This window comes from Curtobacterium sp. MCBA15_016 (assembly GCF_001865105.1).
Classification (GTDB): Bacteria; Actinomycetota; Actinomycetes; order Actinomycetales; family Microbacteriaceae; genus Curtobacterium.
The window spans coordinates 13780-40512 of sequence record NZ_MJGR01000012.1 but is presented as its reverse complement, the minus strand read 5'-3'; the positions used below and the strand labels follow the sequence as shown (position 1 = coordinate 40512).

The following is a 26733-nucleotide window of genomic DNA, read 5'->3' as shown; positions in this document are numbered from 1 at the left end:
GCGGCCCCGGCGGCCCCGGCAGACCCGTCGCAGCCGGACCAGCCCGTCCAGTCCGTCCAGCCCGGTGCGCCGGTCGGCCAGCCGCACCCGAGCCAGCCCTTCGTCGGCCAGGGCGCCCCCGCCCCCGCGCCGATGTCCCCGCACGCGAAGAGGGTCCTCGTGCGCTCCCTCGTCGCGGGCGGCGCGGTCGTCGTGGTCGTCGTCGCGGGAGCGATCACCACGGGCGTGCTCCGCACCACCGTCTGGGGCCCCGGACCGACGGCCCGGTCGTACGTCGACGCGATCGCGCAGGGCGACGCGGACACCGCGGCGAGCCTGAGCGAGGTGACCGGCGACGCCTCGATGCTCGACTCCGCCGTGCTGGAGAGCGCGAAGGACCGTCCCACCGACGTCCGCGTCGGCCGGGTGTCGACCAGCGGGGACACCGCGTACGCGAACGTCACCTTCCGGCAGGGCGACGCGCAGCGCTCCGGCCAGATCGTCCTCGAGCGGACCGGCACGTCGTTCCTCGTGAAGGACGAGTGGCGCGTCACGGAGCCGCTCACGGACCGCGTGACCATCACGGCCGGAACGGTCCTCGAGGGCGCCGACGTGACGATCGGCGGCAAGAAGGTGGGCGAGATCGAGAACGGCGCCTTCACGTCGCTCGCCTACCCCGGCAGCTACCAGGTCGAGGTCGGCGGCACGGAGTACTTCACCGGCGGCACCGAGACGCTCCGCGTGGGGTCGTCGAGCTCGCCGTACGCCGACTTCGAGGCGAAGCCCACGAAGGAGCTCGAGACCGACGCCGAGCAGTACGTGTCGGACCTCATCGACGACTGCGCGGCGAAGACCGACATCAGCTACGCGGACGGCTGCCCCTGGTACGGCCCGTACGACGCGGACGGCGCGGTGCAGTACGACGTCCGGTCGAAGCCGGATCTCGAGGTGCAGTCCTCCGGGGGCGGACTCGTCGAGGTGACCAGCACCGCGGACGGCAGGATCGGGTACTCGTACACGGACTACTTCGGCGACGCGCAGAAGAGCGAGGACACGTTCGACGTGGACGTCTACCTGAAGGTCGAGGACGGGAAGCTCGTCTCGGCGTACTGAGAGCCCGTACCGCCTGCACGGCCGACCCTGGAGTCCCGGGGTCGGCCGTCTCACTAGGCTCGACCCCATGGTCATGACACGGGCGTGGCGGAACGGCACCGCGGCGGAACGGGACTTCCCGGTCGACCGGATCTCCGAGCTCATCGCCGAGGACGGCACCTTCGTGTGGGTGGACTACACCGACCCCGAGCCGTCCGACCTCGAGCACGTCGAGGCCGAGCTCGGCATCCACGCGCTCGCGGTCGAGGACGCCGTCGAGCGCGGCCAGCGCCCGAAGCTCGACCGGTACCGCGACAGCCTCTTCCTGGTCGTCTACGACGTGGGCGGCCTCGACCACGCCGGAGACCTCACCACGCACGAGGTGAAGGCCTTCGTGACCGAGCACGCCCTCGTCACGATCCACGGCAGCGACGTCGACACCGGGGCCATGGAGCGCCGGCTCGACGCGACCACGGACATCGCCGACCACGGCGTCCCGTGGTTGATGTGGGGCCTGCTCGACGCGGTCACGGACCACGCCACGAACACGGTCGAGGACATCGAGCGCCGGATCGACGCGCTCGAGGAGGACCTCTTCGAGCACGGCACCCCGCGTGAGAAGCAGATCCAGCGGCGATCGTTCCGCCTCCGCAAGGCCCTGGGCGTCCTGCGCCGTCAGGTGGTCCCCACGCGGGACAGCGTCGCCTCGTTGCTGCACGGAGACGCCGAGACGATCTCGGACGGCATCCGCCCCTACTTCCGCGACGTCGAGGACCACCTCGTGTCGATCACCGACTCCGTCGACCAGCTCCGCGACGCGGTGTCGAGCGTCCTCGACACGAACCTCAACCTGGCGTCGAACCGGCAGAACACGGTCATGAAGAAGGTGACGAGCTGGGCGGCGATCATCGCGATCCCGACGGCGATCACGGGGTTCTTCGGCCAGAACCTGAAGTTCCCGGGAATGGGCGAGTGGAGCGGGCTCTACTTCTCCCTCGGGCTCATCATCGCCTCATCGCTGACGCTGTACCGGGTATTCAAGGCGAAGGACTGGCTCTAGAGCCGAAGCGCGAGGACCCCGGCGACGACGGTGAGCGGTGCCACGATGCACCCGAGCGCCATGTACCGCCCCCACGACAGGTGGACGCCCTCGGACGACAGTCGTGCGTGCCACAGCAGCGTCGCGAGCGAGGCCCACGGCGTGATGAGGCAGCCGGCGTTCACCCCGACGAGGAGCGCCGCGTAGCGCAGGGCCTCGTGCCCGGCGGCCGGCTCGAGCACCAGGTAGGCGGGCAGGTTGTCGATCGCGTTCGCCGCCAGCGCGCCGGCACCGCCGAGCACCAGGAGCGACCCCGTCCCGGTGCCACCGGAGAGCGCAGCCACGATCGGGTCGGTGATGCCGGTCGTGTGCAGCGTCTCGACGACCACGAACAACCCGGCCGCGAAGACGAGCGTCGACCACGGCACGCGCGACGGCTTGAGCTCCGACGGCGCCCGGAAGGCCGCGACGACCACGAGCACGACCGCCGCGGCGATCGCGGCGATCCACACCGTGACGCCGGCGGTCAGGGCGATCACCAGCGCGACGAGCACCGCCGACGCCGACCAGAAGAACACCGGGTCGGTCGCCGCCCGGACCGAGACCGGCGTGTACCGGCCGAAGAGCTTGCCGCGGAACACCACGAGGAGCACCGCGCACGGGACCACCACACCGGCGAGCGCCGCCCACACCATGAGTCCGGCGAACGGGATCGGCCCGTCGAGCCCGATGCGGTCGACGGCGAGCAGGTTCGTCAGGTTCGACACCGGCAGCAGCAGCGACGCCGTGTTCGCGAGCCACACGGTCGTCAGCGCGAACGGCATCGGCGGCAGTCCGACCCGCCGGGCGAGCGTGATGACGATCGGGGTGAGGAGCACGGCCGTGGTGTCGATCGACAGGAACACGGTGCAGAGGACCGCGAGCACGACCACGGCGCCCCAGAGCCCGATCGTCCGACCGCCCCCGACCCGTGCGGCGACGTCGGCGAGCCGGTCGAACACCCCGGCGTCCGCCGCGAGTTCGGCGACGACGGTGAGTCCGAGCACGAAGGCCAGCACCGGGACGACCCGGTCGGCGAGCTCGGCGAGGTCGGACAGTGGGAGCAGCCCGAGGGCGACGCACACCGCGCCCACCACGAGCAGGACTCCCCCGATGACGGCCTGGCGCACGACGACTCCTCCACGAGTGCGCCGGGCAGGGCGTCCGGCGGCGCTCCAATGTACTGGCCGGTAGCGTTGACGGGACGACGACAGGAGGAACCCGTGCGGAAGTTCATGTTCAGCGGTGCGGTGTGGAGTTCGATCATCAGCGGCTACAGCGTGCTGCAGACCACGCGGCAGGGCCCGCGTGACTGGCGCCTCGCGCTGACGTGGGTGGCGTGGATCGCGACGACGCTCGTGGCGATCGGCACGGTCGTCGAGGACGACCGCGCCGTCAAGGCCAAGCAGCCGTAGACCGCGACGCGACCCGGTGACGGACGGGAGGGACGGTGCCAGCTGGCACCGTCCCTCCCGTCCGTCTGTTCCGGGGCCGGCCGGTCAGCGCTCCGACCGCGGGATGTCCGAGGTCTGGATCGGCCCCGTGAAGAGCGCCGCACGGTCGTCCTGGTCCGGCGTGAACAGCGCGGACTCCGAGGCGGTCGACGCCGCACGCCGTCGCGGCGCCGCGACCTCGTCCACCATGAGCACCCGCTGGACCGGCAGCGCGTCGGGGTGGGTCCGCTGGATCCAGTCGACGAGCTCCTCGCGGATGTAGCAGCGCAGGTCGAACAGGGACGGGGCGTCGTGCGAGGTCGCGAGGACCCGGACACGCACGGACCCCTGCACGGCGTCGGTGACCTGCAGGACCTTCACCCGGCGGTCCCAGAGCTCGGTGCGGTCGAGGATCCGGTCGAGCTCGGCCCGCATCTCCCCCGGCCGGACCCGCCAGTCGAGGTCGAGCTCGACGGCACCGAGCAGCTCGCTGTTGGTCCGGGTCCAGTTCTCGAACGGCGTGCTCGTGAAGTACGTCGACGGCAGCACGAAGCGTCGGTCGTCCCACAGGTGCACGACGACGTAGGTGAGGGTGATCTCCTCGATCCGCCCCCACTGCTGCTCGACCACGACGACGTCGTCGACACGGATCGACCCGGAGAACGCGAGCTGCATGCCGGCGAAGACGTTGCCCAGCGTCGACTGCGCTGCGAGGCCCGCGATGACGGAGATGAGCCCCGCCGACGCGAGCACGCTCGCCCCGGCTGCCTCGACCCCCGGGAAGGTCAGCAGGATCGCGCCGATGCCGATGATCACGAGGACCGCGACGGTCAGCCGACGGATCACGAGGACCTGCGTACGGATGCGGCGGGCCTGCCGGTTGTCCGGGACGTCGATGCGGAAGCGGTGCAGGCCGAGGTCCTCGAGGAAGATCGCGATCTGGCACGCCAGCCAGGTGCCGGCGGCGATCGTGGCGATGAGGAAGCCGTGCGACACCGGCGCGCGCCACGGGAAGGCGTCCGGCCGGTTCGGGACGCTCGTGACGAACGCGACCCAGAGGAGCACGACGAGCAGTTCGGTGCGGAACGGGTGCTTCATGCGTCGGGAGAGCACGGCCGCCCAGCGTTCCCGCCGCGCGAGTGCGCGGAAGACGAGGTGCAGGACGAGCGCGGCGGCGGCGGTGACGAGCAGCGCGACGCCGATCGCGACGAGGAGCCGGAGGAGGATGTCCATCCCTCCATCGAAGCGGTGGACGACGGACGTCGTTCAGGAACGCGACCACCCGCACGACAGGAGGCGCGATGCCGGACCGGCACCGCGCCTCCTGGCAGGGACTGCTGCTACTTCGTCGAGGTGAGCGAGTCCACGTAGTCCTGGTGCTCGGACGCCCACTTCGCGGTGATCGCCGGGTACTCGCTCGTCTTCGCACCGCTGTTCACCAGCGCGTTCTCGAGCGAGTAGAGCGTGTCGGAGTCCATCGCGAAGTCCTCCATCCACTTCGACGCCTGCGGGAACTCGTCGGCGAAGTCCTTCTTGGCGATGGTGTGGATCTCCTCGTTCTTGCCGAGGGCGCCCTTCGGGTCCTCCAGGTCCTTGATCGGGAAGGCGTCGTACGCCCAGTGCGGACGCCACAGCGTCACGACGACGTCCTCCTTCTTCGCGATCGCGGCCTTGAGGTCGGCGAGCATCGCCGGCGTCGAACTCGTGATGAAGTCCATCCCGTCGAGGCCGTACTTCGGGATCACCTGGTCCTGCACGACCTTCGTCTCGCCGGCCGCGGGCTCGATGCCGACGATCTTGTTGCCGAAGTCCGAGGCCTTCGCCGTGAGTTCGTCGATCGAGTCGATGTCCGAGTACTCCGGCACGGCGAGCTCGAGCGACGCCTGCTCGTTCCACGCGCCGAGGTCCGTGAGGTCCTTGCCGTACGTGTCCATGTACTCCTTGTGCGTGTTCGGCAACCAGGTGTCGAACACGACGTCGTAGTCGCCGGATGCGAGGCCCGTGTAGGCAGGGGCGACGTCGGAGTTCGTGAGCTGGACGTCGTAGCCCTTCTCCTCGAGGACGTGCTTCCACAGGTAGCTCGCGGCGGTGTCCTCGTCCCAGCCGTTGAAGACGACGACGTGCATCGACTTCTGGTCGCCGTTGTCGAGCGTGCCGGAGGCGCCGTAGTACCCGGGCGGCATGCACGCGGACAGGCCGAGGGCGGTGGCGGCGGCGAGCGCGGCGGCCGCGAGGGTGCGCTTGGTTCGCTTCATGATCTGTTCCTTCCTCACGCGTCGACGGTCTGGCGGTCGGTGACCGCTTCGGTGGTGGCGGCGGTCTGGGCGGTCGCCGCGTTCGGCGTCGCGGTCGCGGTGGGCTTCCGCTTTCCGCGTCCGAAGAGCCTGGAGGCGCGGCCCGAGTCACCGCCGAGCGCTGCGGTCAGGCGGTCCAGCAGGATCGCCAGCACCACCACCGACAGGCCGGCTTCCGCACCGAGACCGACGTCGATGCGGTTCAGCGAGGCGACGATCTGCTCGCCGAGTCCCCCGGCGCCGACCATGCCGGCGATGACGACCATCGAGAGCGACAGCATGATGACCTGGTTGACGCCCGCCATGATGCTGGCCTTCGCGAGCGGCAGCTGGATCTGGCGGAGGATGCGCCACGGGCTCGACCCGAACGCGGCGCCGGCCTCGACGACCTCGCTCGGGACCCCGCGGATGCCGAGCTCGGTGAGCCGGACGCCCGGAGCCATCGCGAACACGATCGTCGCGACGATGCCGGGGACGACGCCGACGCGGAAGAGCAGCAGCGCCGGGATCAGGTAGACGAAGGCCGGGGTGGTCTGCATGAAGTCGAGCACCGGGCGGATGATCCGGCTGGCGGTGTCCGATCGGGCGGCCCAGATGCCGAGCGGGATGCTGAACACGACAGCGAGCCCCGCGGCGACGATCACGAGGGCGAGGGTGTCCATCGCGTTCGTCCACTGGCCGACGCTCACGATGAAGAGCAGACCGACGGCGGCGCCGAGTGCGAGCTTCCAGCCCTTCGCGACGAACGCCAGGACCACGAGGATCGCGACGACCACCCAGAACGGCGGCGTGGAGAGGAAGTACTCCATCCACGCGTCCATCCACGTGAACACGTAGCGGACGACGTCGAAGAAGCCGGAGAGGTAGGTGGTGATCCAGTCGACGATCGCTGCGACCCAGGTGCCGAGGGGCAGGTGGAAGTCGCCGAAGGAGTTGGTTCCGGGGGTGATCATGCGTGGTCTCCTTCGGCGAGGGTCGAGTCCATGTCGGAGTCGGAGATGCGGGTGACCGGCTCGAGCACCGGGATGGGCATCGTCGCCGTCGGCACGTTGCCGAGGGCGGCGAGCAGCGTGACGCGCGGGACGACCCCGAGCAGGCGTCCCTCGTCGTCGACGACCGCGATCGGCAGCGGCGACTCCACCGCGAGCTCGAACAGGTCGGTCAGCGCGGTCTCCGGCGCGACCCGGGCGTACTCGGTGTTGACGATGGCGTCGAGGTTCGTGTCGCCGGCCTTGACCTGGCGCATCACGTGCCGGTCGCGGACCCACCCCTCGAGCTTCCGGCCGCGTCCGGTCACGAAGACCGCGGCCGTCTGCAGGTCGCGCATGGTCCGGAGCGCGCCACGCGGGCCGACGGTCAGCGGGACCGCGGCACGTGCGGGCTCCATGACGCTCGACGCGGTGAGCACGCGGGCGCGGTCGACGTCCTGCACGAACTGGGCGACGTAGTCGTTCGCGGGGTCGGTGAGGATGTCCTCCGGCGAACCGATCTGCACGATCCGGCCGTCGCGCATCACGGCGATCCGGTCGCCGAGGAACATCGCCTCGTTGAGGTCGTGCGTGATGAAGACGATCGTCTTGCCGAGGCGCTGCTGCAGGTCGACGAGCTGCTCCTGCATCTCGCGGCGGATGAGCGGGTCGAGGGCGCTGAAGGCCTCGTCCATCAGCAGGACGTCGGTCTCCGCGGCGAGGGCGCGGGCGATGCCGACGCGCTGCTGCATGCCGCCGGAGAGCTCGTCGGGCTTGGCGTCCGCCCAGACGTCGAGTCCGACCAGGCCGATGACCTCGCGGGCCTTGGCGAGCCGGGTGGCCTTGTCGACGCCGTTGACCTCGAGGCCGTACGCGACGTTCTCGAGCACCGTGCGGTGCGGCAGCAGCGCGAAGTGCTGGAAGACCATCGACACGCTGGTGCGTCGGATCTCGCGGATCTCCTTCGGCGTCGCCTTGGTGACCGTCCGGCCGCCGATCTCGACGCTGCCCGCGGTCGGCTCCAGCAGGCCGTTCAGCATGCGGATGAGCGTCGACTTGCCCGAGCCGGACAGGCCCATGACGACGAAGATCTCGCCGGGACGCACGTCGAAGGACGCGTCGATGACGGCTGCCGAGCCGAGGTCACGGACCTCGTCACGGGTGGCGCCGTCGGCCAGGCGGCGGACCGCTTCACCGGGTCGGCGGCCGAAGACCTTGTAGGCGCCGTGCACGCGCACGGCCGGGACGTCGGTGGGGTGGTCCGGCGTGACGGCACGCCGGTCCTGGGGTGGTGCGATGGTCAACGGTGCTCCTCGCGGGACCGCGGCGCGAGGACGGCGCACGGCGGTACCGGTGGTTGCGGACGGGTCGCCCGGCACCGTGTTCGGCGGCATCGCATCGAGCCCGCGCAACGGCGCAGGGCGAGCGATCACGCACGCGGGGGTCGTACTCGGGACGACCCCGGTCCAGCCGACCGTACGGCCCCCGCCGTGCTGCTGCGGTGGACGCGTCCTGATCGTCGGTGTCCCCTGAAGGGACGTTCAAGGCTATCGACGCTTGTCCCCCGGCGCGAATCCGGGTCCGCCGGAATCCCGGCACCGGTGTACCCCGTTCACGGCGTGTCGCCCATCGGTCCGGGGATCGCGATCGTGACCGGCTCGTTACTTTTCAGGAGACTCGCATGGTTGTGTGCCACCCCGGTTCGACGCACCTGTAGCGTGTCGCGCATGACAGCGCAGAACGACACCGGGGTGGACCGCGCGCCCGCGAACGACTTCTCGCACGAGCAGGAGGGCTACCAGCACGGGCTGAAGCCCCGGCAACTGCAGATGATCGCCATCGGCGGCGCGATCGGCACGGGGCTCTTCCTCGGCGCGGGCGGTCGCCTGCACACCGCGGGGCCGGCCCTGGCGGTCGTGTACCTCATCGCGGGCATCTTCGCGTTCTTCATCCTCCGGGCACTCGGTGAGCTCGTGCTGCACCGTCCGTCGTCCGGGTCGTTCATCTCGTACGCCCGCGAGTTCTTCGGGGAGAAGTTCGCGTACGCCGCCGGGTGGATGTACTTCCTCAACTGGGCGATGACCTCGATCGTGGACACCACCGCGGTCGCGCTCTACCTGCACTACTGGGCCGGACCGCGCGCGATCCCGCAGTGGGCGCTGGCCCTCGCGGCGCTCGTCGTCGTGCTCGCCGCGAACCTCGTCGCCGTGAAGGTGTTCGGCGAGCTGGAGTTCTGGTTCGCGATCATCAAGGTCGCCGCCCTGGTGGCCTTCCTCATCGTCGCGCTCGTGTGGCTCGTGTTCGCGTTCCCCGTCGAGACGGGCGGCGAGACGGTCCGGACCGGCTTCAGCATCTGGGCGGACAACGGCGGCCTCTTCCCGACCGGCCTGCTCCCGGCGGTCCTCGTCGTGCAGGGCGTCGTGTTCGCCTACGCCGCGATCGAGCTCGTCGGGACCGCGTCCGGCGAGACGCAGGACACCGAGAAGGTCATCCCCCGCGCGATCAACTCGGTCGTCTTCCGCATCGCGGTGTTCTACGTCGGGTCGGTCGTCCTGCTCTCGCTGCTCCTGCCGTACACCTCGTACAAGGACGGCGTCAGCCCCTTCGTGACCTTCTTCTCGTCGATCGGCAACCCGCAGGTCGGCCAGGTCGTCGGCTCGATCATGAACTTCGTCGTCCTCACCGCGGCGCTGTCGTCGCTGAACGCCGGGCTCTACTCGACCGGACGCGCACTCCACTCGATGGGCATGAACGGCTCCGCGCCGAAGTGGACCACGAAGATGACGAAGGGCGGCGTGCCGTTCGCCGGCATCCTGCTCACCTCGGCGTTCACGCTGGTCGGCGTCATCCTCAACCTGTTCGTCCCCGGGCAGGCGTTCGAGATCGCCCTGAACATCGCGAGCCTCGGGATCATCACCGCCTGGGGCACGATCATCCTCTGCCAGATGAAGCTGCGGTCGTGGGCGAAGCAGGGGCTCGCGAAGGAGCCGTCGTTCAAGCTGCCGGGCGCGCCGTACACGTCCTGGCTGACGCTGGTGTTCCTCGCGACCGTCATCGTGCTCATGGCGATCGACTACCCGATCGGCACGTACACGATCGCGTCGCTCATCATCGTCATCCCGCTGCTCATCCTCGGCTGGTTCCTGCAGCGCGACCGCATCCTCCGGATCGCCTCGCTCCGCTCGGGCATCACGGGTCCGTACCCGGTGACCGGTCGGGACCCGGCGAACCAGGTGCGTCGGAGCGGCTCCGGCACGGACGGCTCCTCGACCGCAGCGACGGACGGTTCCTCGACCGGGTCCACGGATGCGTCCGCTGGTCCGGACGCCGGGTCGGACGACCACCGGGCCTGATCGCCGGCCGCTCCCCCGTCCGTCGGCTCGACCGGCGAACGGGCGGAGTGTCCGGATAGCGAAACAGCGCGCCCGGGGCGTGCAGGAGGGTCCGGCACCCGTCGGTACGATCGGCGGGTGCCGGACCCATCTGTCTCCCCCACGCTCGACCTCCAGCTCACCTGGCGCGGTACCTTCGGCCGCGTCCGGGTGTTCGACGACCGCGTCGCCGCCGAGACCAGCTACGAGCGGGACGCGCTGACGCCGGTGCCGATGGAGTCCGTGCGCGGGTGGCGGATCGAACCGTGCGACTTCGACGCGGTGTGCGTCGAGTTCGTCACGCCCGGGGAGACCTACCGGGTGCTGCTCGACACCACGGACGAGCAGGTCGCCGGGCTGGCGTTGCGTCGAGCCCTGGGCGCGCCGTTGCCGTCCGCGTCCTGACGCCCACCGCCGACCGGCGGGCGCTCACGGCCAGGACGGGTGGGCTGTACCGTCCGCGAGCCGACGTCCCCACACCGCGTCGAGGTCGGCGACCTGTGACTCGTCCAACCGGACCGCACCCGCGGCGAGGTTCTCGGCCAGGTGCCCGGCGTCCGACGTCCCGGGGATGAGCAGGACGTCCGGCGCGTGCTGCAGCAGCCACGCGAGTCCGAGCTGCGCCGGAGTGACGCCGAGCTCGTCCGCGATCCGCACGGCCACCGGTTCGTCCACGACCTTCGGGAGGCCCGGGAACGCCCCGCCGAGGGGGAAGTACGGCACCCACGCGATCCCTTCCCGGATGCACTGGTCGAGCAGCGCCTCGTGCTCACGGGCCACGAGCGAGTAGGCGTTCTGCACGCAGACGATCCCGGCCGCGAGCCCCCGCTCGAGCACCTCGCCGGACACGGCGCTCAGACCGATCCCCCCGATCAACCCCTCGTCGCGCATCGCGGTCATCTCCGCCAGCTGGTCCTCGACGTCCACGAGCTGGTCCCCCTCGGCCAGCAGACCGGGGCCGGTGTCCGCTCGGCGGAGGTTCACGACGTCGATGCGCTCACGGCCGAGGCTGCGCAGGTTGGCGTGCACCTGAGCGCGCAACTGCTCCGGACGCTGCGCGAGGGCGAGTGGCACCGGTGCGGCGACCCGGACGGCACCGACCTTGCTCACGACGACCACGTTGTCATCGGCCCCGAACGCTCGCCGGATCACGTCGTTCGCGACGCCGTCTCCGTAGAAGTCCGCGGTGTCCACGTGGTCGACGCCGAGCTCCCGGGCGCGGTGCAGCAGGGCCACGCCCGCCTGCCGGTCGTCGGTGAACCGTTCGAGTGCCATCGCCCCGTAGCCGATCCGTCCGACGGTCCGACCGCCGAGCGTGGAGGCGCCACCCGGGCGCCGTGACTGTTCCTCGTGCATGTCATCTCCGGTAGTGTCGATCGAAACGGAGGAACCTCCGCTTCGATCAGCATAACCGGAGGAGCCTCCGCTTTGTCCAGCGATCCCGTGACGAACGCTCGGCGACCTCGCGCGGACGCCGCGCGTAACCGCCAGCGGGTGGTGGACGCCGCGCGTGCGGCCTTCACCGCGCAGGGCGAGGACACGTCGCTCGAGGCCGTGGCACGGGCCGCAGGCGTCGGGATCGGGACGCTGTACCGGAACTTCCCGACGCGCGAGGACCTCATCGCCGCGGTCTACCGCGCCGAGCTCGATGCGGCGCTCGCGACCGTCGACGAGCTCCTCACCCCCGGTACCGGCTCCGGGAGCGCCGCGGACGCCTTCCGGGCCTTCGCCGGCCGGTACGCCGAGTTCGTCGTCACGAAGCGGGGGCTCGCCGAGACCGTGCGGGCGGGGGCGTTGCGCGGGACAGCCGAGGCCGCGGGGACCCGAGAGCGGGTGAACGCGGCGGTGCAGCGGTTCCTGGACGCCGGGGCCGCCGACGGCTCGCTCCGTGCCGAACTGCTCGCCGACGACGTCACGGCCGCACTGGTGGGCATCCTGCTCTCCACCCGCGACGCGGTCGACGCCGCGCAGACGGGCCGGCTGCTCGACATCCTCGTGGCGGGACTCAGCCGTCCTGCGGCGCGAACTGCGTGACGCGGAACGTCGCACCCTGCGGGTCCTGCAGCTCCGCGGCCCGGGTCCAGAAGCCGTCCCACGAGCCCAGCACCCGGCCGCCGAGCTGTTCGGCGAGCGCCGCGGCACCGTCGCGGTCCGCCACGCTGAACGACACGTGCCAGTCGTCGGCACCGGCGTCGAGCCGGGCGAGCGCGGAGATGACGTCGGCGAACCCCTCGGGCGTGCCGACCTGGCGTTCGCGGATGTCCGGGTCCGAGGTCGCCGCGAGGTGGTCGCCGTACCCGGGCAGCCGGACCATCGCGCTCGGGCCTTCCTCGATGCCGGAGACCTGCCAGCCGAAGAGCTGCTCGTAGAACCCGATCGCCTGCTCCGGATCGGTCGAACGGAGGTCGCTGAACACCCACCCACCGGGGGCGTTGATGTGCTGCGCGCCGAGTCGGGCGCGCGCCTGCCAGAGCCCGAACGCGGCACCACGGGGATCGACGCAGTCGACACTGCGGCCGGCCGCTCCCCCGGGTCCGGCGTCCTCGGCGGGACCAGCGGTGCCGCCGAGCTCCGTGACGCGACGGGCCACGGCGTCGGCGTCGTCGACCGCGATGTACGTGCGCCACGTGGCCGGCTCGTCACTCGACGCGACGGCACCGACCTCGTGCCCGTCGATCGACACGATGCGGTAGGAGCCCGGCGCCCCCGGCGGGAGTCGCTCCTCGAAGTCCCAGCCGAACAGCCCGCCGTAGAAGGCCTGGGCCGCATCCGGGTCCGGCTGTCGGGCGTCGATCCAGCTGGGGACGCCCTGGGGGTACGTGCGCGGGGTCTGGTCGGTCATCGTCGCTCCCGGGTGAGCCGGCGCGTGGCCGGATGCCCCAGGTCTACCGCGGACCACCGACGCCCTCGCGCCCGCGCCCGCGCTCGCGCCCACGGCCGCGCCCGCGCCCGCGCCTCAGTCGTCGGTGTCGACCTCGTCCGTGACGACCTTGCCGGTGCCCGCGTCGAGGCGGACGCTGTGCTTGGTGCCCGAGGCGTCGCGGACGTCGCCCTCCCAGACGACCTTCCCGAGGTGGTCGTCGAGCCCGAGCTCGGTGATCGTGCCGGCGTGCAGGTCCTCGAACCGGCCGACCGCGTCGTCCACGGTCAGGTCGGCCGCGGCCGTGAAGCGCTCGTTCTCGGCCCGGTCGTCGGCGTCCGAGGTCTCGGTGCGCGGCGATCCGGACACCGCCGTGCCGGCCTCGTTCGTGTGCACCTCGTGCTCGGTGCCGTCGTCGGTGACGACCAGCACTTCGTACGCGGTGCCGTTCTGCTCCTGCTCGACCGAGATCACGGTGCCAGACCCCACGGCGTCGCGGGCGGTGGCGACGGCGGCACGCAGGGCGTCGTTCGACGTGGCGGACGCAGCGGTCGCGCCGCCGGACGCCGATCCGGACGAGGACGACGACGACGTCGTGGACGAGGCCCCGTCGGACTGCGCGGTGGAGCACCCGACGAGGGCGAGGGACGCCACGAGCGGCAGGGCGGCGATTCCGGCGACACGACGGGTGGAGCGGGCTGTGGTGGTGCGGAGTGCGTTCATGCGACCAGGGTGCCGGGCGGGTGCTGAAGCACGGCTGAAGCCCCCTGGTCAGCCGCCGAGTGCGATGCGGACCGCGAACCGGGCGCCGCCGAGGGGCGAGTCCGTCACGACGACGTCCCCGCCGTGTGCCCGGACTGCGTCCTGGACGATCGCGAGGCCGAGCCCCGCGCCGCCCGCGTCCCGGCTGCGCGCCTCGTCGAGCCGGACGAGACGTTCGAACACGCGGTCACGGTCTGCCGGGGCGATGCCCGCCCCGTCGTCGTCCACCGTCAGGACGGCGCGTCCGTCCTGCTCGGCGAGCGCGACGACGACCCGACCCTCGGCGTGCCGGACGGCGTTGTCGACGAGGTTGCGGACCACTGCGGCGAGGAGCCGTTCGTCCCCGAGGACACGGGCAGGCCCGATCCCGGACCCCTCGACCCGGATCGACCCGTCGGTGCTCCCGCCGAGCCGTCCACGCGCCCGGGCCACGGCGTCGAGCGCCAGGTCGTCGAGGTCCACCGGACGCCGGACGCCCACGTCGCCCTCGTCGAGCCGCGAGAGCTCGAGGAGGCCCGTCACGAGGTCCTGCAGCCGGAGCGCCTCCGAGCGCACCACCTCGGACAGCTCGACGACGTCGGCGCGGTCGGGGTGCGCCGTGGCGACCTCGGCGTGCTGGCGGATGGTCGCGATCGGCGACCGCAGCTCGTGGGAGGCGTCGGAGACGAACCGCCGCTGCCCCGCGGCGGAACGGTCGAGCCGGTCGAGCATGGTGTTCATGGTCGTGGCGAGCCGGGCGATCTCGTCGCCGGTGTCCGGGACGGCGACCCGGGCGTCCGGTCGTGCCGCGCGGATCGTCTCGACCTCGGTGCGCATGCGTTCGACCGGGCGCAGCGACCGGCCGGTGACCACCCACGTGACGGCCCCCATCACGAGCACGAGCACCGGGACGCCCACGGCCAGCAGCGCGACCGCGGCACCGACGGCGGCGTCGGTCTGGTCGAGGGAGACCCCGTAGACCAGCGTCGCGTCCCCGCCGCCGGGCAGGTCGACGTCGTCGGCGACGAGCAGCCACCGCTCGCCGTCGTGGGTCCAGCGGGACTCGTCGGCCGTCGGGAGCGCCGGTGGATCGGCGTCGTCCCCGTGGGCGAGGACGGACCCGTCGTCCCGTACGACCTGCACGAGGACGTCCTCGTAGCCGCTCACGACCCCGGCGCCGTCGGCCTCGACACGAGCCGAGGCCTGCTCGAGCCCCGACTCCGCCGTGGTCCGCACCCCGTCGAGGAGGACGAGGCGCAGCACGACGACGAACGCCGCCGCGCCGACGAGCAGCGCCGCGAGCACGACGACGACCGCCCCGAGGGTGGTCCGCGCCCGGACGGACCGGAAGCGCCGGCGGCCGCCGTCAGCCACCGTCCGCCGCCAACCGGTAGCCGGCGCCGCGCACGGTCTCGATCGCGGTGCGACCGAACGGCCGGTCGACCTTGCGACGCAGGTGTCCGACGTACACCTCGACGATGTTCGGGTCGCCGTCGAAGTCGACGTCCCACACGTTCTCGATGACGTCGCGCTTCGAGCAGACCTCGCCGGCGCGGCGCGCCAAGAACTCGAGGACGGCGAACTCCCGACTCGTCAGCTCGACGGGCGTCGACGCCCGGGACACCGTCCGGGCGGCCGGGTCGACGACGAGGTCACCGAGCGTCAGGACCGCCGGGCGCTCGCGCGCACCACGGCGGACCAGGGCACGCAGCCTCGCCACGAGGACGGGGTGCGAGAACGGCTTCGTCACGTAGTCGTCGGCCCCGGCGTCGAGCGCCTCGACCTGGTCCCACTCGCCGTCCTTCGCCGTCAGCATGAGGACGGGCGTCCAGTCGCCGTCGGCACGGAGCTGCGCGCACACGGCCCAGCCGCTGAGCCCGGGCATCATCAGGTCGAGCACGATCGCGTCGTAGCCGAACTCGCGGGCGTGCCACAGTCCGTCGACGCCGTCGTGGGCGACGTCGACCGCCCACCCCTCGGCTTCCAGCCCGCGACGGACGCCGTCGGCGAGCCGCACCTCGTCGTCGACCACCAGGACACGCATGCCCCGATCCTGCCGTGCGCCGCTGAAGCAGGCCTGAAGCGTCCTGGACGCGACCGGTCGCGGGCCAGGAGGCGCGGTGCGAGCCCGCACCGCGCCTCCTGGCCGGCACCGGGTCACGTCCACAGCCCCGTCGTCGCCGGGTCCCGGGACGGATTCGGGTTCTGGCCCGGCCTCCGGCGGCGACGGTACCAGCGCCGATCCTGCTCCCTCGGCGACGGACACGCTCGCAGCCGACCGGGCCGGCGAGGCCGGTCGGGACCGGCTCAGACGAGCAGGAGGATCCCCGCGACGACGGCCGCGACGGCGATCGCCAGCGCGATGAGCAGCAGCACGAGGTGCACCGTGTAGAACGTCGTCGGCTTGCCGGCGGCGTCACGCGCCCGGGAGTCCTTCGCGACCCGCTGGAAGAAGCGGGGCCAGGTGACGACGTTGAAGACGGCACCGATGAACAGGACGAGGGCTGCGAAGACGGTCACCCGACGATCCTAGACACCGCGGGCACGGGGCCGGTGGTGCTCGGCCGCCCCCAACGCGGCCGAGTCCCACCCCGTGCTGCCACATCGCGTGTAGCACCTGCTACAGACCCTACACGGCGGCCCGGACGACGTCGACCCATCCAGTGGGATCGATGTCCCGTTCTGGTAACGACTGGCGCTACGCCGCGTCGAGGGCCGCTTCGGCGTCGGCCAGGGCCCGCTGCTCCGACTCGCTCAGCGACTGCCGGGCGCGACGGGCGCCGTCGTTGATCTCGACGATGAGCCGACTGAGCCGCGTCGCCGGATCGCCGGAGTCGGGGTAGGCGTTGTCGGTGCCGATCCGCGCGTGCAACGGCGTGAGGGCGCACAGGGCGGTCTCCACCCGACGGGAGCGCCGACGACGGGAGACCTGGTGGCCGATGACGAGCAGGAGCATCCCGGACGACACGCAGATCACCGCACCCGGGGTCGTGACGTCGTAGGGCAGCGCGAGGGCCCGGGTGAGGCCGAGGTCGCCCAGGACGTGCGCGAGGTCCATCACCACGACGACGACCATCCGCACGACACCGAGGACCCCACCGAGCACGAGGACCCACAGGCCGACGAGGTCGGTGGTGGTGCGGGCCTCGCGCAGGTGCAGGACGCAGATGAGTCCGGTCGCGCCGAGCGCCACCCCGAGGTAGACCGTCTGCGCGATCGAGTAGACCGTCGCTGCCGGGTGCGATCCGGCGTCGAGCATGAAGGTCGTCGTCGTCGCGGGCTTGTCGAGCACGGTGAACGCCACGATGACCACCACGACGACGACCGCGCACGTCACGACGATCGCGTTCCGGAGCCACGGCCGCGCGGCACCGACGGCCTTCGACACACCCCAGAGCAGGGTGCTCGTCCCCGCGACCATCAGGCAGTCGCTGACGACCGTGACCACGTTGAACCCGCCGAACAGCGGATCGAGCCACCGGTACAGCGGGTCGACGTTCGTGACGATCGTCGCGGCGAACAACAGGAAGGTGACCGCGAGCGTGCGGTCCTGCCCGCGCTGCAGGACGAACAGCGTGACCGTGCCCGCGATCAGGAGCAGCGCCTGGACGAGGGAGACGATCACCCGAACACCCCGCGGAACGCGCTCGGACGGTCGCGGTGGCCGCGGATGAGCCCGGCGAGCCGGTCGGCGAAGACCTCGGCCTCGTGCTCGTACTCGTTCGAGAACAGCCCGCGGGCGAGTGCCCGCTCGACCTTGTACTCCGGCAGGTCCGGGATGACGTCGCGGATGTAGGCCGCCTGCGGGGCGTGGTCCTGGTGGCGGTGCAGGATGTGGCCGAGTTCGTGGCCGATGACGAACGACCGGAACGTCCGCGAGGCCGTCGGGGAGATCATCACGAGGTGCTGCCGCTCGAGCGTCGCCACGAAGCCGCACACGGGCTCGGCGGCGAGGAACGCCTCTTCGCGGACGACGATCGGCTTGCCGACCACCTCGGCCGCGGCGGCGACGGCCTGGTCGACGTCGGACCACCCCTCGGCCGCACCACGCGCCCAGAACGCCTCGACGAGGTCGGTCGGTGCGCTCATGCGACGCTCCCCCGGGCGGACTCCTCCTCGAGCACCTCGGCGATGCGACGGAGCGCCTCGGGCGAGAGCTCACCGGGGAAGGTCCGGGCGGCGAAGCCGCTGACACGTGCCGATCGGAGGGAGCGGACGAGGGCGAGCTGGGCGCCGATGCGCTCGGGGACGTCGCTGTCCTCGAGCAGGAAGCGCTCGTCGACCTCGAAGAAGCCCGCGAGCAGGCGGAGCAGCCCGGTGTCACGGTTGCGACGGCCGTCGCCGGAGAGCATGTACGTCCACTTCGCCCGGGACAGCGAGCCACCCTGGGCCGCCACGTACTCCTCGATCGCCGCGAACGGGACGGGGGCGCCGCGCTGCGCTTCCTCGAAGTCGAGGAGGAGGTTCAGCCGGCGCGCGAGTTCCGCGGCGTCGAGCACGCCACCCCTCGGATCTGCTGTCGCCATGTCGATCGGACTCCTCCCCAGCCGCACGTCGTGCAGGACATGGTAGCGCGAGCCGCCGACGAGGACCTCGCTAGCCTCGACGGTGTGAGCACGCCGTACCCGTCCACGGTCGCCGCCTCGGTCGAGCACGAGATCGTCATCACGAAGTCGCGCTTCATCACGACCGTGGCGCCGGTGTCCGGGGTCGCGGACGCGGACCGGGTGATCGCCGAGGTCCGCCGCCGGCGGTGGGACGCCCGGCACAACTGCACCGCGATGGTCACCGGCGTGCTCGGGGACCAGGCGCGGTCGAGCGACGATGGTGAACCCTCCGGGACCGCCGGCGTCCCGATGCTCGAGGTGCTCCGACGCCGCGGGCTGACCGACGTCGTCGCGGTCGTCACGCGGTACTTCGGGGGCGTGAAGCTCGGCGCCGGCGGCCTCGTCCGTGCCTACTCGACCTCGGTGTCCGAGGCACTCGACCGCGCGACGCTCGTGCACCGGCGTGCACTGACCCGGGTGACGGTGGACGTCCCGCACGCCGACGCCGGCCGGATCGACAACGTGCTGCGCGACTGGGTCCGGCACCACGGAGCCACGCTCGGCGACCCCGCGTACGGCGCCGCCGCGACGTTCGAGCTCTGGGTGCCGGGCGACGGCATCGAACCGCTGCGTGCCGACCTCGCCGCGACCTCGGCGGGAGCGCTCGACCCGGTGGTCGGCGAGGAGCGCGTGGTCGACGTCTCCGCCGACTGATCCGCACGCGGAGTCGCGGCCGAATCGCACTCCGGGCGTGTCTCACCGTGCGGCACCGCACGCCGGGAACGACGAAGGCCCCGACTCGATGAGTCGGGGCCTTGCTGGTGCACCCCCTCGGACTTGAACCGAGAACCCACTGATTAAGAGTCAGTTGCTCTGCCAATTGAGCTAGAGGTGCATGTTGCGCTTCCGTGCTGCAACGGGAAACAACAATAGCATGGGTTTCGCGTGCTCTTGACCACTCGGGGCACGGACCACGAACAGGAGCCCCATGACCGACCGTCTCGCCGCCGGCGACACCGCCCCCGACTTCACCCTGCCGGACCAGGACGGCACCGAGCACTCCCTCTCGGCCCTGCGTGGGAAGAAGGTCATCGTGTACTTCTACCCGGCAGCGTCGACGCCGGGGTGCACCACGGAGGCGTGCGACTTCCGCGACAACATGTCCTCGCTGCAGGCCGCCGGGTACGAGGTGCTCGGCGTCTCGAAGGACGACCTGCCGGCGCTCAAGACCTTCCAGCACGAGCAGGCCCTGACCTTCCCGCTGCTGAGCGACCCCGACCTCGCCGTGCACAAGGCGTACGGCGCCTGGGGCGAGAAGAACAACTACGGGAAGATCGTCACCGGCACGATCCGCTCCACGATCGTGGTCGACGAGGACGGCACCGTGCAGCTGCCGCTCTACAACGTCAAGGCGACGGGGCACGTGGCGAGCCTGCGGAAGAAGCTGGGCCTGGTCTGAGACCCGACTGATCGACGGACGGGAGGCGCGGTGCCAGCTGGCACCGCGCCTCCCGTCCGTGGATCAGGACCGTCTACTCGACCGGTCGGGCGAGCGCGTCCGTCACCGGTCGCGACAGCACCAGCGTGATGCCCAGCAGCGCGGGGATGAGCAGGAACCAGCCGACGGCGGGCACGCGGAAGACGCCCTGGAACGCCCCGATCGCGAGCGCACCTTGCAGCACCTGCCAGACGATGATCCCGGACCGCACCCACGGACGACGGTTGCGGAGGCCGATGAACAGGGAGCCGAGCCAGAGCGCCGCGATGGCCGCGAGGACCGTCAGCGCGATCCCGGACGCGATGCTCGTGGCCGGCGCGACGATGAGTTCGACGATGAGGACGATCGTCACGACGACGAGGGCGGCGAACTCGAGTCCGACGACGACGAGGAGCGCCAGGAGGGCAGGCGACCGCCGCTCGACGTGGTCGGGCTCGGTCGGGGTGGTGTCGGGCACAGCATTCCTCCAGCGTCGGAACCCTTGATTTGGCCCTACCAGTATGGAACGATATTCGAGGTCGTTTGGACGGCACGATGTGGTGTGCGTCTCCCGTGGTTCGACGCTCCTCCCCCGAGCGTTCTGCGGGCGTCAGACTCGCTTCCAGCGGACTCCTCCCCCACGGGTGTCCCCTCGTGCCTCGCGCATGCTCAGCGTTCCGATCCCCGAACCACGGCCCCGGCCTGCCGTTCGAGCATCGATTTCAAGGAGCACCACACATGGACTGGCGTGACCAGGCAGCCTGCCTCACCGCGGACCCCGAGCTCTTCTTCCCCGTCGGGAACACCGGACCGGCCGTCGATCAGATCGAGAAGGCCAAGTCGGTCTGCGCTCGCTGCACGGTCACCGAGATGTGCCTGCAGTACGCCCTCGAGAACAACCAGGACTCCGGTGTCTGGGGTGGCCTGAGCGAGGACGAGCGCCGCGCGCTGAAGCGTCGCGCCGCCCGCGCTCGCCGCGCTTCCTGACCCGGCGCCTGCTGCGCGCCTGACGCCCGCCGCCCCCTCGGGGCCGGCGGGCGTCGTCGTGCGCGGGGCGCGGCTGCGCCGCGCGCGGGGGCGGCTGCGCCGCGCCGCGCCGCGCCTCCAGGCGGTTGCGCATGCCTGCGCACAACGGAAAGCACGCGGCGCCGCGCGATCGCGCGGTTCGGACGCACTTCCGTTGTGCGGCCGCCCTCTGCGCATGCCGCCGCGGCGAACCACGGAACCGACGTCGAACCAGGGCCCGACGGCGGTTCGACGTCGGGAACGTGGTTCGACGCGGGCCTGGCGGGCGCACGCCGCGCCTCCAGGCGGTTGCGCGTGCCTCCGCACAACGGAAAGCACGCGACGCCGCGCCTCCAGGCAGTTGCGCGTGCCTCCGCACAACGGAAAGCACGCGACGCCGCGCCTCCAGGCAGTTGCGTGTGCCTGCGCACAACGGAAAGCACGCGACGCCGCGGCATCGCGCGGTTCGGACGCACTTTCGTTGTGCGGCCGCCCGCTGCGGCTGCGGTTGCGGCGGGCGCGCCGGCGCGCGCGCCGCGCGGCGAACCACGGAATCGACGTCGAACCAGGGCCGGACGGTGGTTCGACGTCGGGAACGTGGTTCGATGCGGCCCTGGCGGGCGCACGCCGCGCCTCCAGGCGGTTGCGTGTGCCTGCGCACAACGGAAAGCAGGCGACACCGCGGCATCGCGCGGTTCGGACGCACTTCCGTTGCGCGGCTGCATGCTACGGCTGCCGCCGCGGCATGCGCGCCGGCGCGCGCCGCGCGACGAACCACGAGACCGACGTCGAACCAGGGCCGGACGGTGGTTCGACGTCGGGAACGTGGTTCGATGCGGCCCTGGCTGGCGCGCGGCGCCTTCAGGCGGTTGCGCGGGACGCCGCGGCGGGCGCGCGGCGCGGGCGCGGAGCGCGCTACGCGGCGCCCGGGTTCGCCGTCAGCCAGCGGAACGGGATCGTGATGGTCACCTCGGTGCCGCTGCCGGTCAGGGTGTGCCAGTCGATGGTGCCGCCGAGCTCGCCCTGGATCAGCGTCCGGACGATCTGTGTCCCGAGGCCCGACCCGACCTTGCCCTCGGGCAGGCCCCGCCCGTTGTCGCGGACCTGGATGTCGAGGTGGTCGTCGAAGCGCTCCGCCACGATCTCGACCTCGCCGTCGCGGCCGTCCAGCCCGTGCTCGACGGCGTTCGTGACGAGCTCGGTGAGCCCGAGCGCGAGCGGGGTCGCGGCCTCGGAGGGCAACACCCCGAACTCCCCGGTCTTCTTCGGGCGGACGGTCGTGTTGTGCGACGCCGCGACCTCGGTCACGAGCTTCAGCACGGAGTCGAAGACCTCGTCGAAGTCGACGTTCTGGCTGAGGCCGGTCGACAGGGTGTCGTGCACGACGGCGATCGCGGCCACGCGGCGCATCGCGTTCTGCAGCGACGTCCGGGCCTCGTCCGAGTGAGTGCGGCGCGCCTGGATGCGCAGGAGCGACGCCACGGTCTGCAGGTTGTTCTTCACGCGGTGGTGGATCTCGCGGATCGTCGCGTCCTTGGTGATGAGCTCGCGCTCCTGGTGCCGCAGCTCGGTGACGTCGCGGCAGAGGACGATCGCACCGATCCGCTCGCCGTGGTCGCGGAGCGGGATCGACCGCAGCGAGACCGTGACGCCCTTCGACTCGACGTCGGCACGCCACGGGGCACGGCCGGTGACGACCAGGGGCAGCGACTCGTCGACGTCGAGCTGCGCACCGATGAGCTCGGTCGTGACCTCGGCGAGGGACTTCCGCTCGAGCTCGCCCTCGAAGCCCATCCGGTTGAAGGCGCTGAGGCCGTTCGGGCTGGCGAACGTGACGATCCCGTTCGTGTCGAGGCGGAGCAGGCCGTCGCTGGCGCGCGGTGCACCGCGTCGGGGTCCGGCCGGCGCACCGATGTCGGGGAAGTCACCCGTGGCGATCATGCCGAACAGGTCGTTCGCGCTCGCGGTGAAGTTGAGCTCCTGGCGGCTCGGGGTGCGCATCTCGTCCTGGTTCGAGTGCCGCGTCACGACCGCGATCGGGCGTTCGGTCGTCTCGGCGCTGTTCGCGCTCAGCCGCCGGAGCACCGGGATCGCCCGGACGCGCGTCGGGGTGTCCTCGTACCAGTCCGGCTCGGCGGAGTCGACGACCTTCGCGCCGACGAAGCTCTCGGTGACCTGTTCGCGCCACTCCTCGCGGATCTCCTGCCCGACGATGTCGCGGTAGAAGAGCGTCGCCGCGGAACTCGGGCGAGCGTGCGCCACCGCCACGAACGAGCCGTCCTCGGCGGTCGGGACCCAGAGGACCATGTCCGCGAAGGACAGGTCGGCGAGCAACTGCCAGTCCCCGACGAGCAGGTGGAGCCACTCCACGTCGGCTTCGGAGGAACGGCCTTGTGCGAGGACGAGGTCACTGAGGGTCGACACCCGCCCAGTCTAGGTGCGCACCACTGTGGACAACTCCGCTCTCTCCACAGGCACGATGACAGTCATATTTCTCATGTTGTACTCGCTCTACGCTCAGCCCCGACGAAAGGGGCAGGGGTGGCCGAGGAAGCACGCCGGATCGATGACGCAGAGCCGATGGGGGACGTCCCGCGACTCAGCGCGGTACCGCCACCGACCGACGTCGAGGACACCGCTCGCGCGCTCGGCCTCTGCGTCGCCGAGATCCTGACGGGGTCACGCGAGGTCGACAGCATCGCCCGGTGGATCACGGACGAGGTGCACCGGCACCTGCAGCAGCGGGCGGCGGTGGCGGCGCGGGCCCGGCAGCTCGGCAGCCGGTCGCGCGGACGGGCGCTGCTCCGGGTCGGCAGCGTCATCGTGTGCCGCCCGGCCGACGGGGTCGCCGAGGCGACGGTCGTCGTGCACACGCGCAGTCACGCCCGTGCGGTCGCGATGCGCCTGGAGGAACGGCAGGGTCGCTGGCGCGCGACGGCCGTCGGGGTCTTGTGACGCCCGTGACGTGACGGGGAACGGACAGGAGGGGGGCCCCACCCGCCGGTACCGGCGTGACGCGCCAGCGGCACGACGGCCGAGACGGGAGGGACGGTGCCAGCCGGCACCGCGCCTCCTGTCGGGACGTGGTCGCGTCAGCCCTTCTTGGCGGCCTGACGACGCTCGGCACGGTTGCCCGCGGCAGCCTGGCCGGACGCGGTCGCGGCGTTGCCGAACGCGGAGCCCTGCTCCGGCCCGGCGGCCGCCTCGGCCTCGGCCTGCGCCTTCTGCGCTCGCGCGGTCGCGGCCTGCTCGAGGCGACCGCGCTCGTCGCGGACCTCGACCTCGCCGTCGATCGACGGAGCGGAGTACTCGAGACCGGAGACCTCGTCCTCGCCGAGGCCCTTGGCCTCGATCACGGCGTTCTCGCCGTCGGACTGGACCTGCACCTCGAGGTTGAAGAGGTAGCCGACCGACTCTTCGCGGATCTGGCCCATCATGCTCTGGAAGAGCGCGTAGCCCTCGCGCTGGTACTCGACCAGCGGGTCGCGCTGTGCCATCGCCCGGAGGCCGATGCCGTCCTTGAGGTAGTCCATCTCGTAGAGGTGGTCGCGCCAGCGGCGGTCGATCACGGAGAGGACGACGCGGCGCTCGAGCTCACGCATGGCCTCGTCGCCGAGGAGTTCCTCGCGCTGCTGGTAGGCGAGCTTGGCGTCGGAGAGGATCTCGCGGCCGAGGAACTCGCGCGAAGCCTTGCCCTTCGAGCCGGCCTCGGTGATGACCTCGTCGATGGAGATCGAGATCGGGTACAGGGTCCCGAGCTCGGTCCACATGGCGTCGAGGTCCCAGTCGTCCGCGTTGCCCTCGGCGGTGTGGGAGTCGATCACGTCGTCGACGACGCTCTTGAGGAACGACTGCGCACGGTCGTGGATGTCGTCGCCCTCGAGGATGTGGCGGCGGTCGCTGTAGATCGCTTCACGCTGGCGGTTGAGGACGTCGTCGTACTTCAGGACGTTCTTGCGGATCTCGGCGTTGCGGCCCTCGACCTGCGCCTGGGCCGACCGGATCGCACGGCCGACGAGCTTGTTCTCGATCGCGAGGTCGTCCGGGACGTTCGAGCGGCCCATCAGGCTCTCGGCGGCACCGGAGTTGAACAGGCGCATGAGGTCGTCGGTGAGCGACAGGTAGAAGCGGCTCTCGCCCGGGTCGCCCTGACGGCCGGATCGACCGCGCAGCTGGTTGTCGATGCGACGGGACTCGTGGCGCTCGGTGCCGAGGACGTAGAGACCGCCGACCTCGCGGACCTTGTCGGCCTCGTCCTTGATCTCGGCCTTGACGCGGTCGAACACGTCGTCCCACGCGGCCTCGTACTCTTCCGGGGTCTCCGTCGGGGACAAGCCCTTGGCGTGCATCTCCTGCACGGCGAGGAACTCCGAGTTGCCGCCGAGCATGATGTCGGTACCGCGACCGGCCATGTTCGTCGCGACCGTCACGGCGCCGAGTCGACCGGCCTGGGCGACGATCGCGGCCTCACGCGCGTGGTTCTTCGCGTTGAGGACCTCGTGCTTGACGCCCTTCTTCGCGAGGAGCTTCGACAGGTACTCGGACTTCTCGACGCTCGTGGTGCCGACGAGGACCGGCTGGCCCTTCTCGTGGCGCTCGGCGATGTCCTCGGCGACCTGCTCGAACTTCGCCTTCTCGTTCTTGTAGACGAGGTCGGTCTGGTCGATGCGCTGCATCGGCTTGTTCGTCGGGATGGGGACCACACCGAGCTTGTACGTCGACATGAACTCGGCGGCCTCGGTCTCGGCCGTACCCGTCATGCCGGACAGCTTCTGGTAGAGGCGGAAGTAGTTCTGCAGCGTGACCGTGGCGAGGGTCTGGTTCTCGGCCTTGACCTCGACCTTCTCCTTCGCCTCGATCGCCTGGTGGATGCCCTCGTTGTAGCGGCGGCCCATCAGGATGCGGCCGGTGTGCTCGTCGACGATGAGCACCTCGCCGTTCATCACGACGTAGTCCTTGTCACGCTTGAAGAGGGCGACGGCCTTGATCGAGTTGTTCAGGAACGAGATGAGCGGGGTGTTCGCCGACTCGTACAGGTTGTCGATGCCGAGGTAGTCCTCGACCTTCTCGATGCCGGGCTCGAGCACGCCGACGGTGCGCTTCTTCTCGTCGACCTCGTAGTCCTCGCCCGGGGTGAGGCGGGTCGCGATGGACGCGAATTCGGTGAACCAGCGGTTGGCCTCGCCCGAGGACGGACCGGAGATGATGAGCGGCGTGCGCGCCTCGTCGATGAGGATCGAGTCGACCTCGTCCACGATGGCGAAGAAGTGGCCGCGCTGCACCATGTCGGATGCCTGCCACGCCATGTTGTCGCGGAGGTAGTCGAAGCCGAACTCGTTGTTCGTGCCGTAGGTGATGTCGGCGGCGTACTGCTCGCGACGCTCGGCCGGGGACTGGTTCGCGATGATGCAGCCGGTCGTCATGCCGAGCGCACGGAACACGCGGCCCATGAGCTCGGACTGGTACGACGCGAGGAAGTCGTTGACGGTGATGACGTGCACGCCGCGCGACGGGATGGCGTTGAGGTACGCGGCCGTCGTGGCGACGAGGGTCTTGCCTTCACCGGTCTTCATCTCGGCGATGTTGCCGAGGTGCAGTGCGGCACCGCCCATGAGCTGCACGTCGAAGTGCCGCATGCCGAGGGTGCGCTTCGCTGCTTCCCGCACCGCGGCGAACGCCTCGGGCAGCAGGTCGTCGAGGGTCTCGCCGTTCGCGTAGCGCTCGCGGAGCTCCTTGGTCTCGTCCTGGAGTTCCTCGTCGGTGAGGCTCGCGAAGTCGTCCTCGAGGTCGTTGATGGCCGAGGCGTACGCCTTCAGCCGTCGGAGGGTGCGTCCTTCGCCGATGCGGAGGACCTTCTCCAGCACGTTTGCCACGTGAGCTCCTTACGA

At 71.1% G+C, this 26733-nt stretch carries 26 protein-coding genes, 1 tRNA gene and 1 pseudogene; 10 read left to right on the top strand and 18 right to left on the bottom strand.

The window, feature by feature from the left end; all coding sequences use genetic code 11:
* Positions 1-1092 (top strand): annotated as a pseudogene (locus BIV03_RS05360) (hypothetical protein); the annotation flags it as partial.
* 67 nt (positions 1093-1159) lie between these two features.
* Positions 1160-2131, top strand: coding sequence for a magnesium transporter CorA family protein (locus BIV03_RS05355; protein ID WP_070418523.1), 972 nt, complete (start codon positions 1160-1162; stop codon positions 2129-2131).
* Here the strand turns inward: BIV03_RS05355 and BIV03_RS05350 are convergent.
* Entirely contained in the window at positions 2128-3279 is a 1152-nt protein-coding gene (locus BIV03_RS05350) for an SLC13 family permease (RefSeq protein ID WP_071294932.1), read from the bottom strand. The genes BIV03_RS05355 and BIV03_RS05350 overlap by 4 nt on opposite strands.
* A 93-nt stretch (positions 3280-3372) precedes the next feature.
* On the opposite strand from BIV03_RS05350, the gene BIV03_RS05345 reads away from it, so the two are divergent.
* A complete protein-coding gene (locus BIV03_RS05345) occupies positions 3373-3564 on the top strand; it encodes a hypothetical protein (protein WP_071294931.1) in 192 nt (63 codons plus the stop codon).
* An 84-nt stretch (positions 3565-3648) separates the two neighbouring features.
* Here the strand turns inward: BIV03_RS05345 and BIV03_RS05340 are convergent, their stop codons facing one another.
* The 4 genes from BIV03_RS05340 to BIV03_RS05325 all read right to left on the bottom strand — a co-directional run bounded on the left by BIV03_RS05340 (position 3649) and on the right by BIV03_RS05325 (position 8082).
* On the bottom strand, positions 3649-4815 hold the full coding sequence (locus BIV03_RS05340; protein ID WP_070418520.1) for a mechanosensitive ion channel family protein: 1167 nt from the start codon (positions 4813-4815) through the stop codon (positions 3649-3651).
* A gap of 107 nt (positions 4816-4922) precedes the next feature.
* The gene (locus BIV03_RS05335; protein WP_071294930.1) at positions 4923-5837 is read right to left on the bottom strand and encodes a glycine betaine ABC transporter substrate-binding protein; all 915 of its coding nucleotides are present in this window, start codon (positions 5835-5837) and stop codon (positions 4923-4925) included.
* Positions 5838-5851: 14 nt separating this feature from the next.
* On the bottom strand, positions 5852-6829 hold the full coding sequence (locus BIV03_RS05330; protein ID WP_071294929.1) for a proline/glycine betaine ABC transporter permease: 978 nt from the start codon (positions 6827-6829) through the stop codon (positions 5852-5854).
* Positions 6826-8082, bottom strand: coding sequence for a glycine betaine/L-proline ABC transporter ATP-binding protein (locus BIV03_RS05325; RefSeq protein ID WP_071294940.1), 1257 nt, complete (start codon positions 8080-8082; stop codon positions 6826-6828). The genes BIV03_RS05330 and BIV03_RS05325 overlap by 4 nt, the downstream gene beginning before the upstream one ends.
* Before the next feature lie 489 nt (positions 8083-8571).
* Here BIV03_RS05325 and BIV03_RS05320 point away from each other — a divergent pair, with 489 nt between their 5' ends.
* Together BIV03_RS05320 and BIV03_RS05315 are read left to right on the top strand one after the other, a co-directional pair.
* Entirely contained in the window at positions 8572-10197 is a 1626-nt protein-coding gene (locus tag BIV03_RS05320) for an amino acid permease (RefSeq protein ID WP_083403214.1), read from the top strand.
* Between the two features lie 117 nt (positions 10198-10314).
* Positions 10315-10620 carry a hypothetical protein gene (locus BIV03_RS05315; protein ID WP_070418517.1) on the top strand — a complete coding sequence of 102 codons (306 nt, stop codon included), beginning with the start codon at positions 10315-10317 and terminating at the stop codon, positions 10618-10620.
* A 24-nt stretch (positions 10621-10644) separates the two neighbouring features.
* On the opposite strand, the gene BIV03_RS05310 is transcribed toward BIV03_RS05315, so the two are convergent.
* Positions 10645-11571: an aldo/keto reductase gene (locus tag BIV03_RS05310; protein WP_071294928.1), complete on the bottom strand. Its 927-nt coding sequence runs from the start codon at positions 11569-11571 to the stop codon at positions 10645-10647.
* 138 nt (positions 11572-11709) lie between these two features.
* Between BIV03_RS05310 and BIV03_RS05305 the strand changes: the two genes are divergently transcribed.
* Positions 11710-12249, top strand: a complete 540-nt coding sequence (locus BIV03_RS05305) for a TetR/AcrR family transcriptional regulator (RefSeq protein ID WP_254790743.1) — start codon at positions 11710-11712, stop codon at positions 12247-12249.
* On the opposite strand, the gene BIV03_RS05300 is transcribed toward BIV03_RS05305, so the two are convergent.
* The 8 genes from BIV03_RS05300 to BIV03_RS05265 form a co-directional block, all read right to left on the bottom strand.
* Positions 12221-13057, bottom strand: a complete 837-nt coding sequence (locus tag BIV03_RS05300) for a VOC family protein (RefSeq protein ID WP_071294926.1) — start codon at positions 13055-13057, stop codon at positions 12221-12223. The genes BIV03_RS05305 and BIV03_RS05300 overlap by 29 nt on opposite strands.
* 114 nt (positions 13058-13171) lie before the next feature.
* Positions 13172-13798, bottom strand: coding sequence for a PepSY domain-containing protein (locus tag BIV03_RS05295; protein WP_071294925.1), 627 nt, complete (start codon positions 13796-13798; stop codon positions 13172-13174).
* A 48-nt stretch (positions 13799-13846) separates the two neighbouring features.
* Complete coding sequence (locus tag BIV03_RS05290; RefSeq protein WP_071294924.1) at positions 13847-15190, bottom strand: cell wall metabolism sensor histidine kinase WalK; 1344 nt, start codon at positions 15188-15190, stop codon at positions 13847-13849.
* Positions 15183-15860 (bottom strand): response regulator transcription factor, encoded by a 678-nt coding sequence (locus BIV03_RS05285; RefSeq protein ID WP_071294923.1) that lies wholly within the window; start codon positions 15858-15860, stop codon positions 15183-15185. The genes BIV03_RS05290 and BIV03_RS05285 overlap by 8 nt, the downstream gene beginning before the upstream one ends.
* Before the next feature lie 263 nt (positions 15861-16123).
* Entirely contained in the window at positions 16124-16336 is a 213-nt protein-coding gene (locus BIV03_RS05280; protein ID WP_070418512.1) for an SCO4848 family membrane protein, read from the bottom strand.
* Positions 16337-16514: 178 nt separating this feature from the next.
* Positions 16515-17441 (bottom strand): hypothetical protein, encoded by a 927-nt coding sequence (locus BIV03_RS05275; protein WP_071294922.1) that lies wholly within the window; start codon positions 17439-17441, stop codon positions 16515-16517.
* A complete protein-coding gene (locus tag BIV03_RS05270) occupies positions 17438-17905 on the bottom strand; it encodes an ImmA/IrrE family metallo-endopeptidase (RefSeq protein WP_022905932.1) in 468 nt (155 codons plus the stop codon). The genes BIV03_RS05275 and BIV03_RS05270 overlap by 4 nt, the downstream gene beginning before the upstream one ends.
* On the bottom strand, positions 17902-18342 hold the full coding sequence (locus BIV03_RS05265) for a hypothetical protein (RefSeq protein ID WP_070419521.1): 441 nt from the start codon (positions 18340-18342) through the stop codon (positions 17902-17904). Before BIV03_RS05265 ends, BIV03_RS05270 begins: the two co-directional genes overlap by 4 nt.
* A gap of 84 nt (positions 18343-18426) precedes the next feature.
* Between BIV03_RS05265 and BIV03_RS05260 the strand changes: the two genes are divergently transcribed.
* Positions 18427-19077: a YigZ family protein gene (locus BIV03_RS05260; protein ID WP_254790741.1), complete on the top strand. Its 651-nt coding sequence runs from the start codon at positions 18427-18429 to the stop codon at positions 19075-19077.
* Between the two features lie 105 nt (positions 19078-19182).
* Here the strand turns inward: BIV03_RS05260 and BIV03_RS05255 are convergent.
* A tRNA-Lys gene (locus BIV03_RS05255) sits at positions 19183-19258 on the bottom strand.
* Positions 19259-19351: 93 nt separating this feature from the next.
* Here BIV03_RS05255 and bcp point away from each other — a divergent pair.
* Positions 19352-19822, top strand: coding sequence for a thioredoxin-dependent thiol peroxidase (gene bcp, locus BIV03_RS05250; RefSeq protein ID WP_071294921.1), 471 nt, complete (start codon positions 19352-19354; stop codon positions 19820-19822).
* A gap of 73 nt (positions 19823-19895) precedes the next feature.
* Here the strand turns inward: bcp and BIV03_RS05245 are convergent, their stop codons facing one another.
* Entirely contained in the window at positions 19896-20318 is a 423-nt protein-coding gene (locus BIV03_RS05245; protein ID WP_071294920.1) for a hypothetical protein, read from the bottom strand.
* A 260-nt stretch (positions 20319-20578) separates the two neighbouring features.
* Between BIV03_RS05245 and BIV03_RS05240 the strand changes: the two genes are divergently transcribed.
* Entirely contained in the window at positions 20579-20827 is a 249-nt protein-coding gene (locus BIV03_RS05240; protein ID WP_022904217.1) for a WhiB family transcriptional regulator, read from the top strand.
* 933 nt (positions 20828-21760) lie between these two features.
* Here the strand turns inward: BIV03_RS05240 and BIV03_RS05235 are convergent.
* Complete coding sequence (locus tag BIV03_RS05235) at positions 21761-23269, bottom strand: sensor histidine kinase (protein WP_071294919.1); 1509 nt, start codon at positions 23267-23269, stop codon at positions 21761-21763.
* A gap of 117 nt (positions 23270-23386) precedes the next feature.
* Between BIV03_RS05235 and BIV03_RS05230 the strand changes: the two genes are divergently transcribed.
* A complete protein-coding gene (locus tag BIV03_RS05230; protein ID WP_083403212.1) occupies positions 23387-23800 on the top strand; it encodes an Rv3235 family protein in 414 nt (137 codons plus the stop codon).
* 137 nt (positions 23801-23937) lie between these two features.
* On the opposite strand, the gene secA is transcribed toward BIV03_RS05230, so the two are convergent.
* Entirely contained in the window at positions 23938-26718 is a 2781-nt protein-coding gene (secA, locus tag BIV03_RS05225) for a preprotein translocase subunit SecA (RefSeq protein ID WP_071294918.1), read from the bottom strand.
* Positions 26719-26733: the final 15 nt, after the last annotated feature.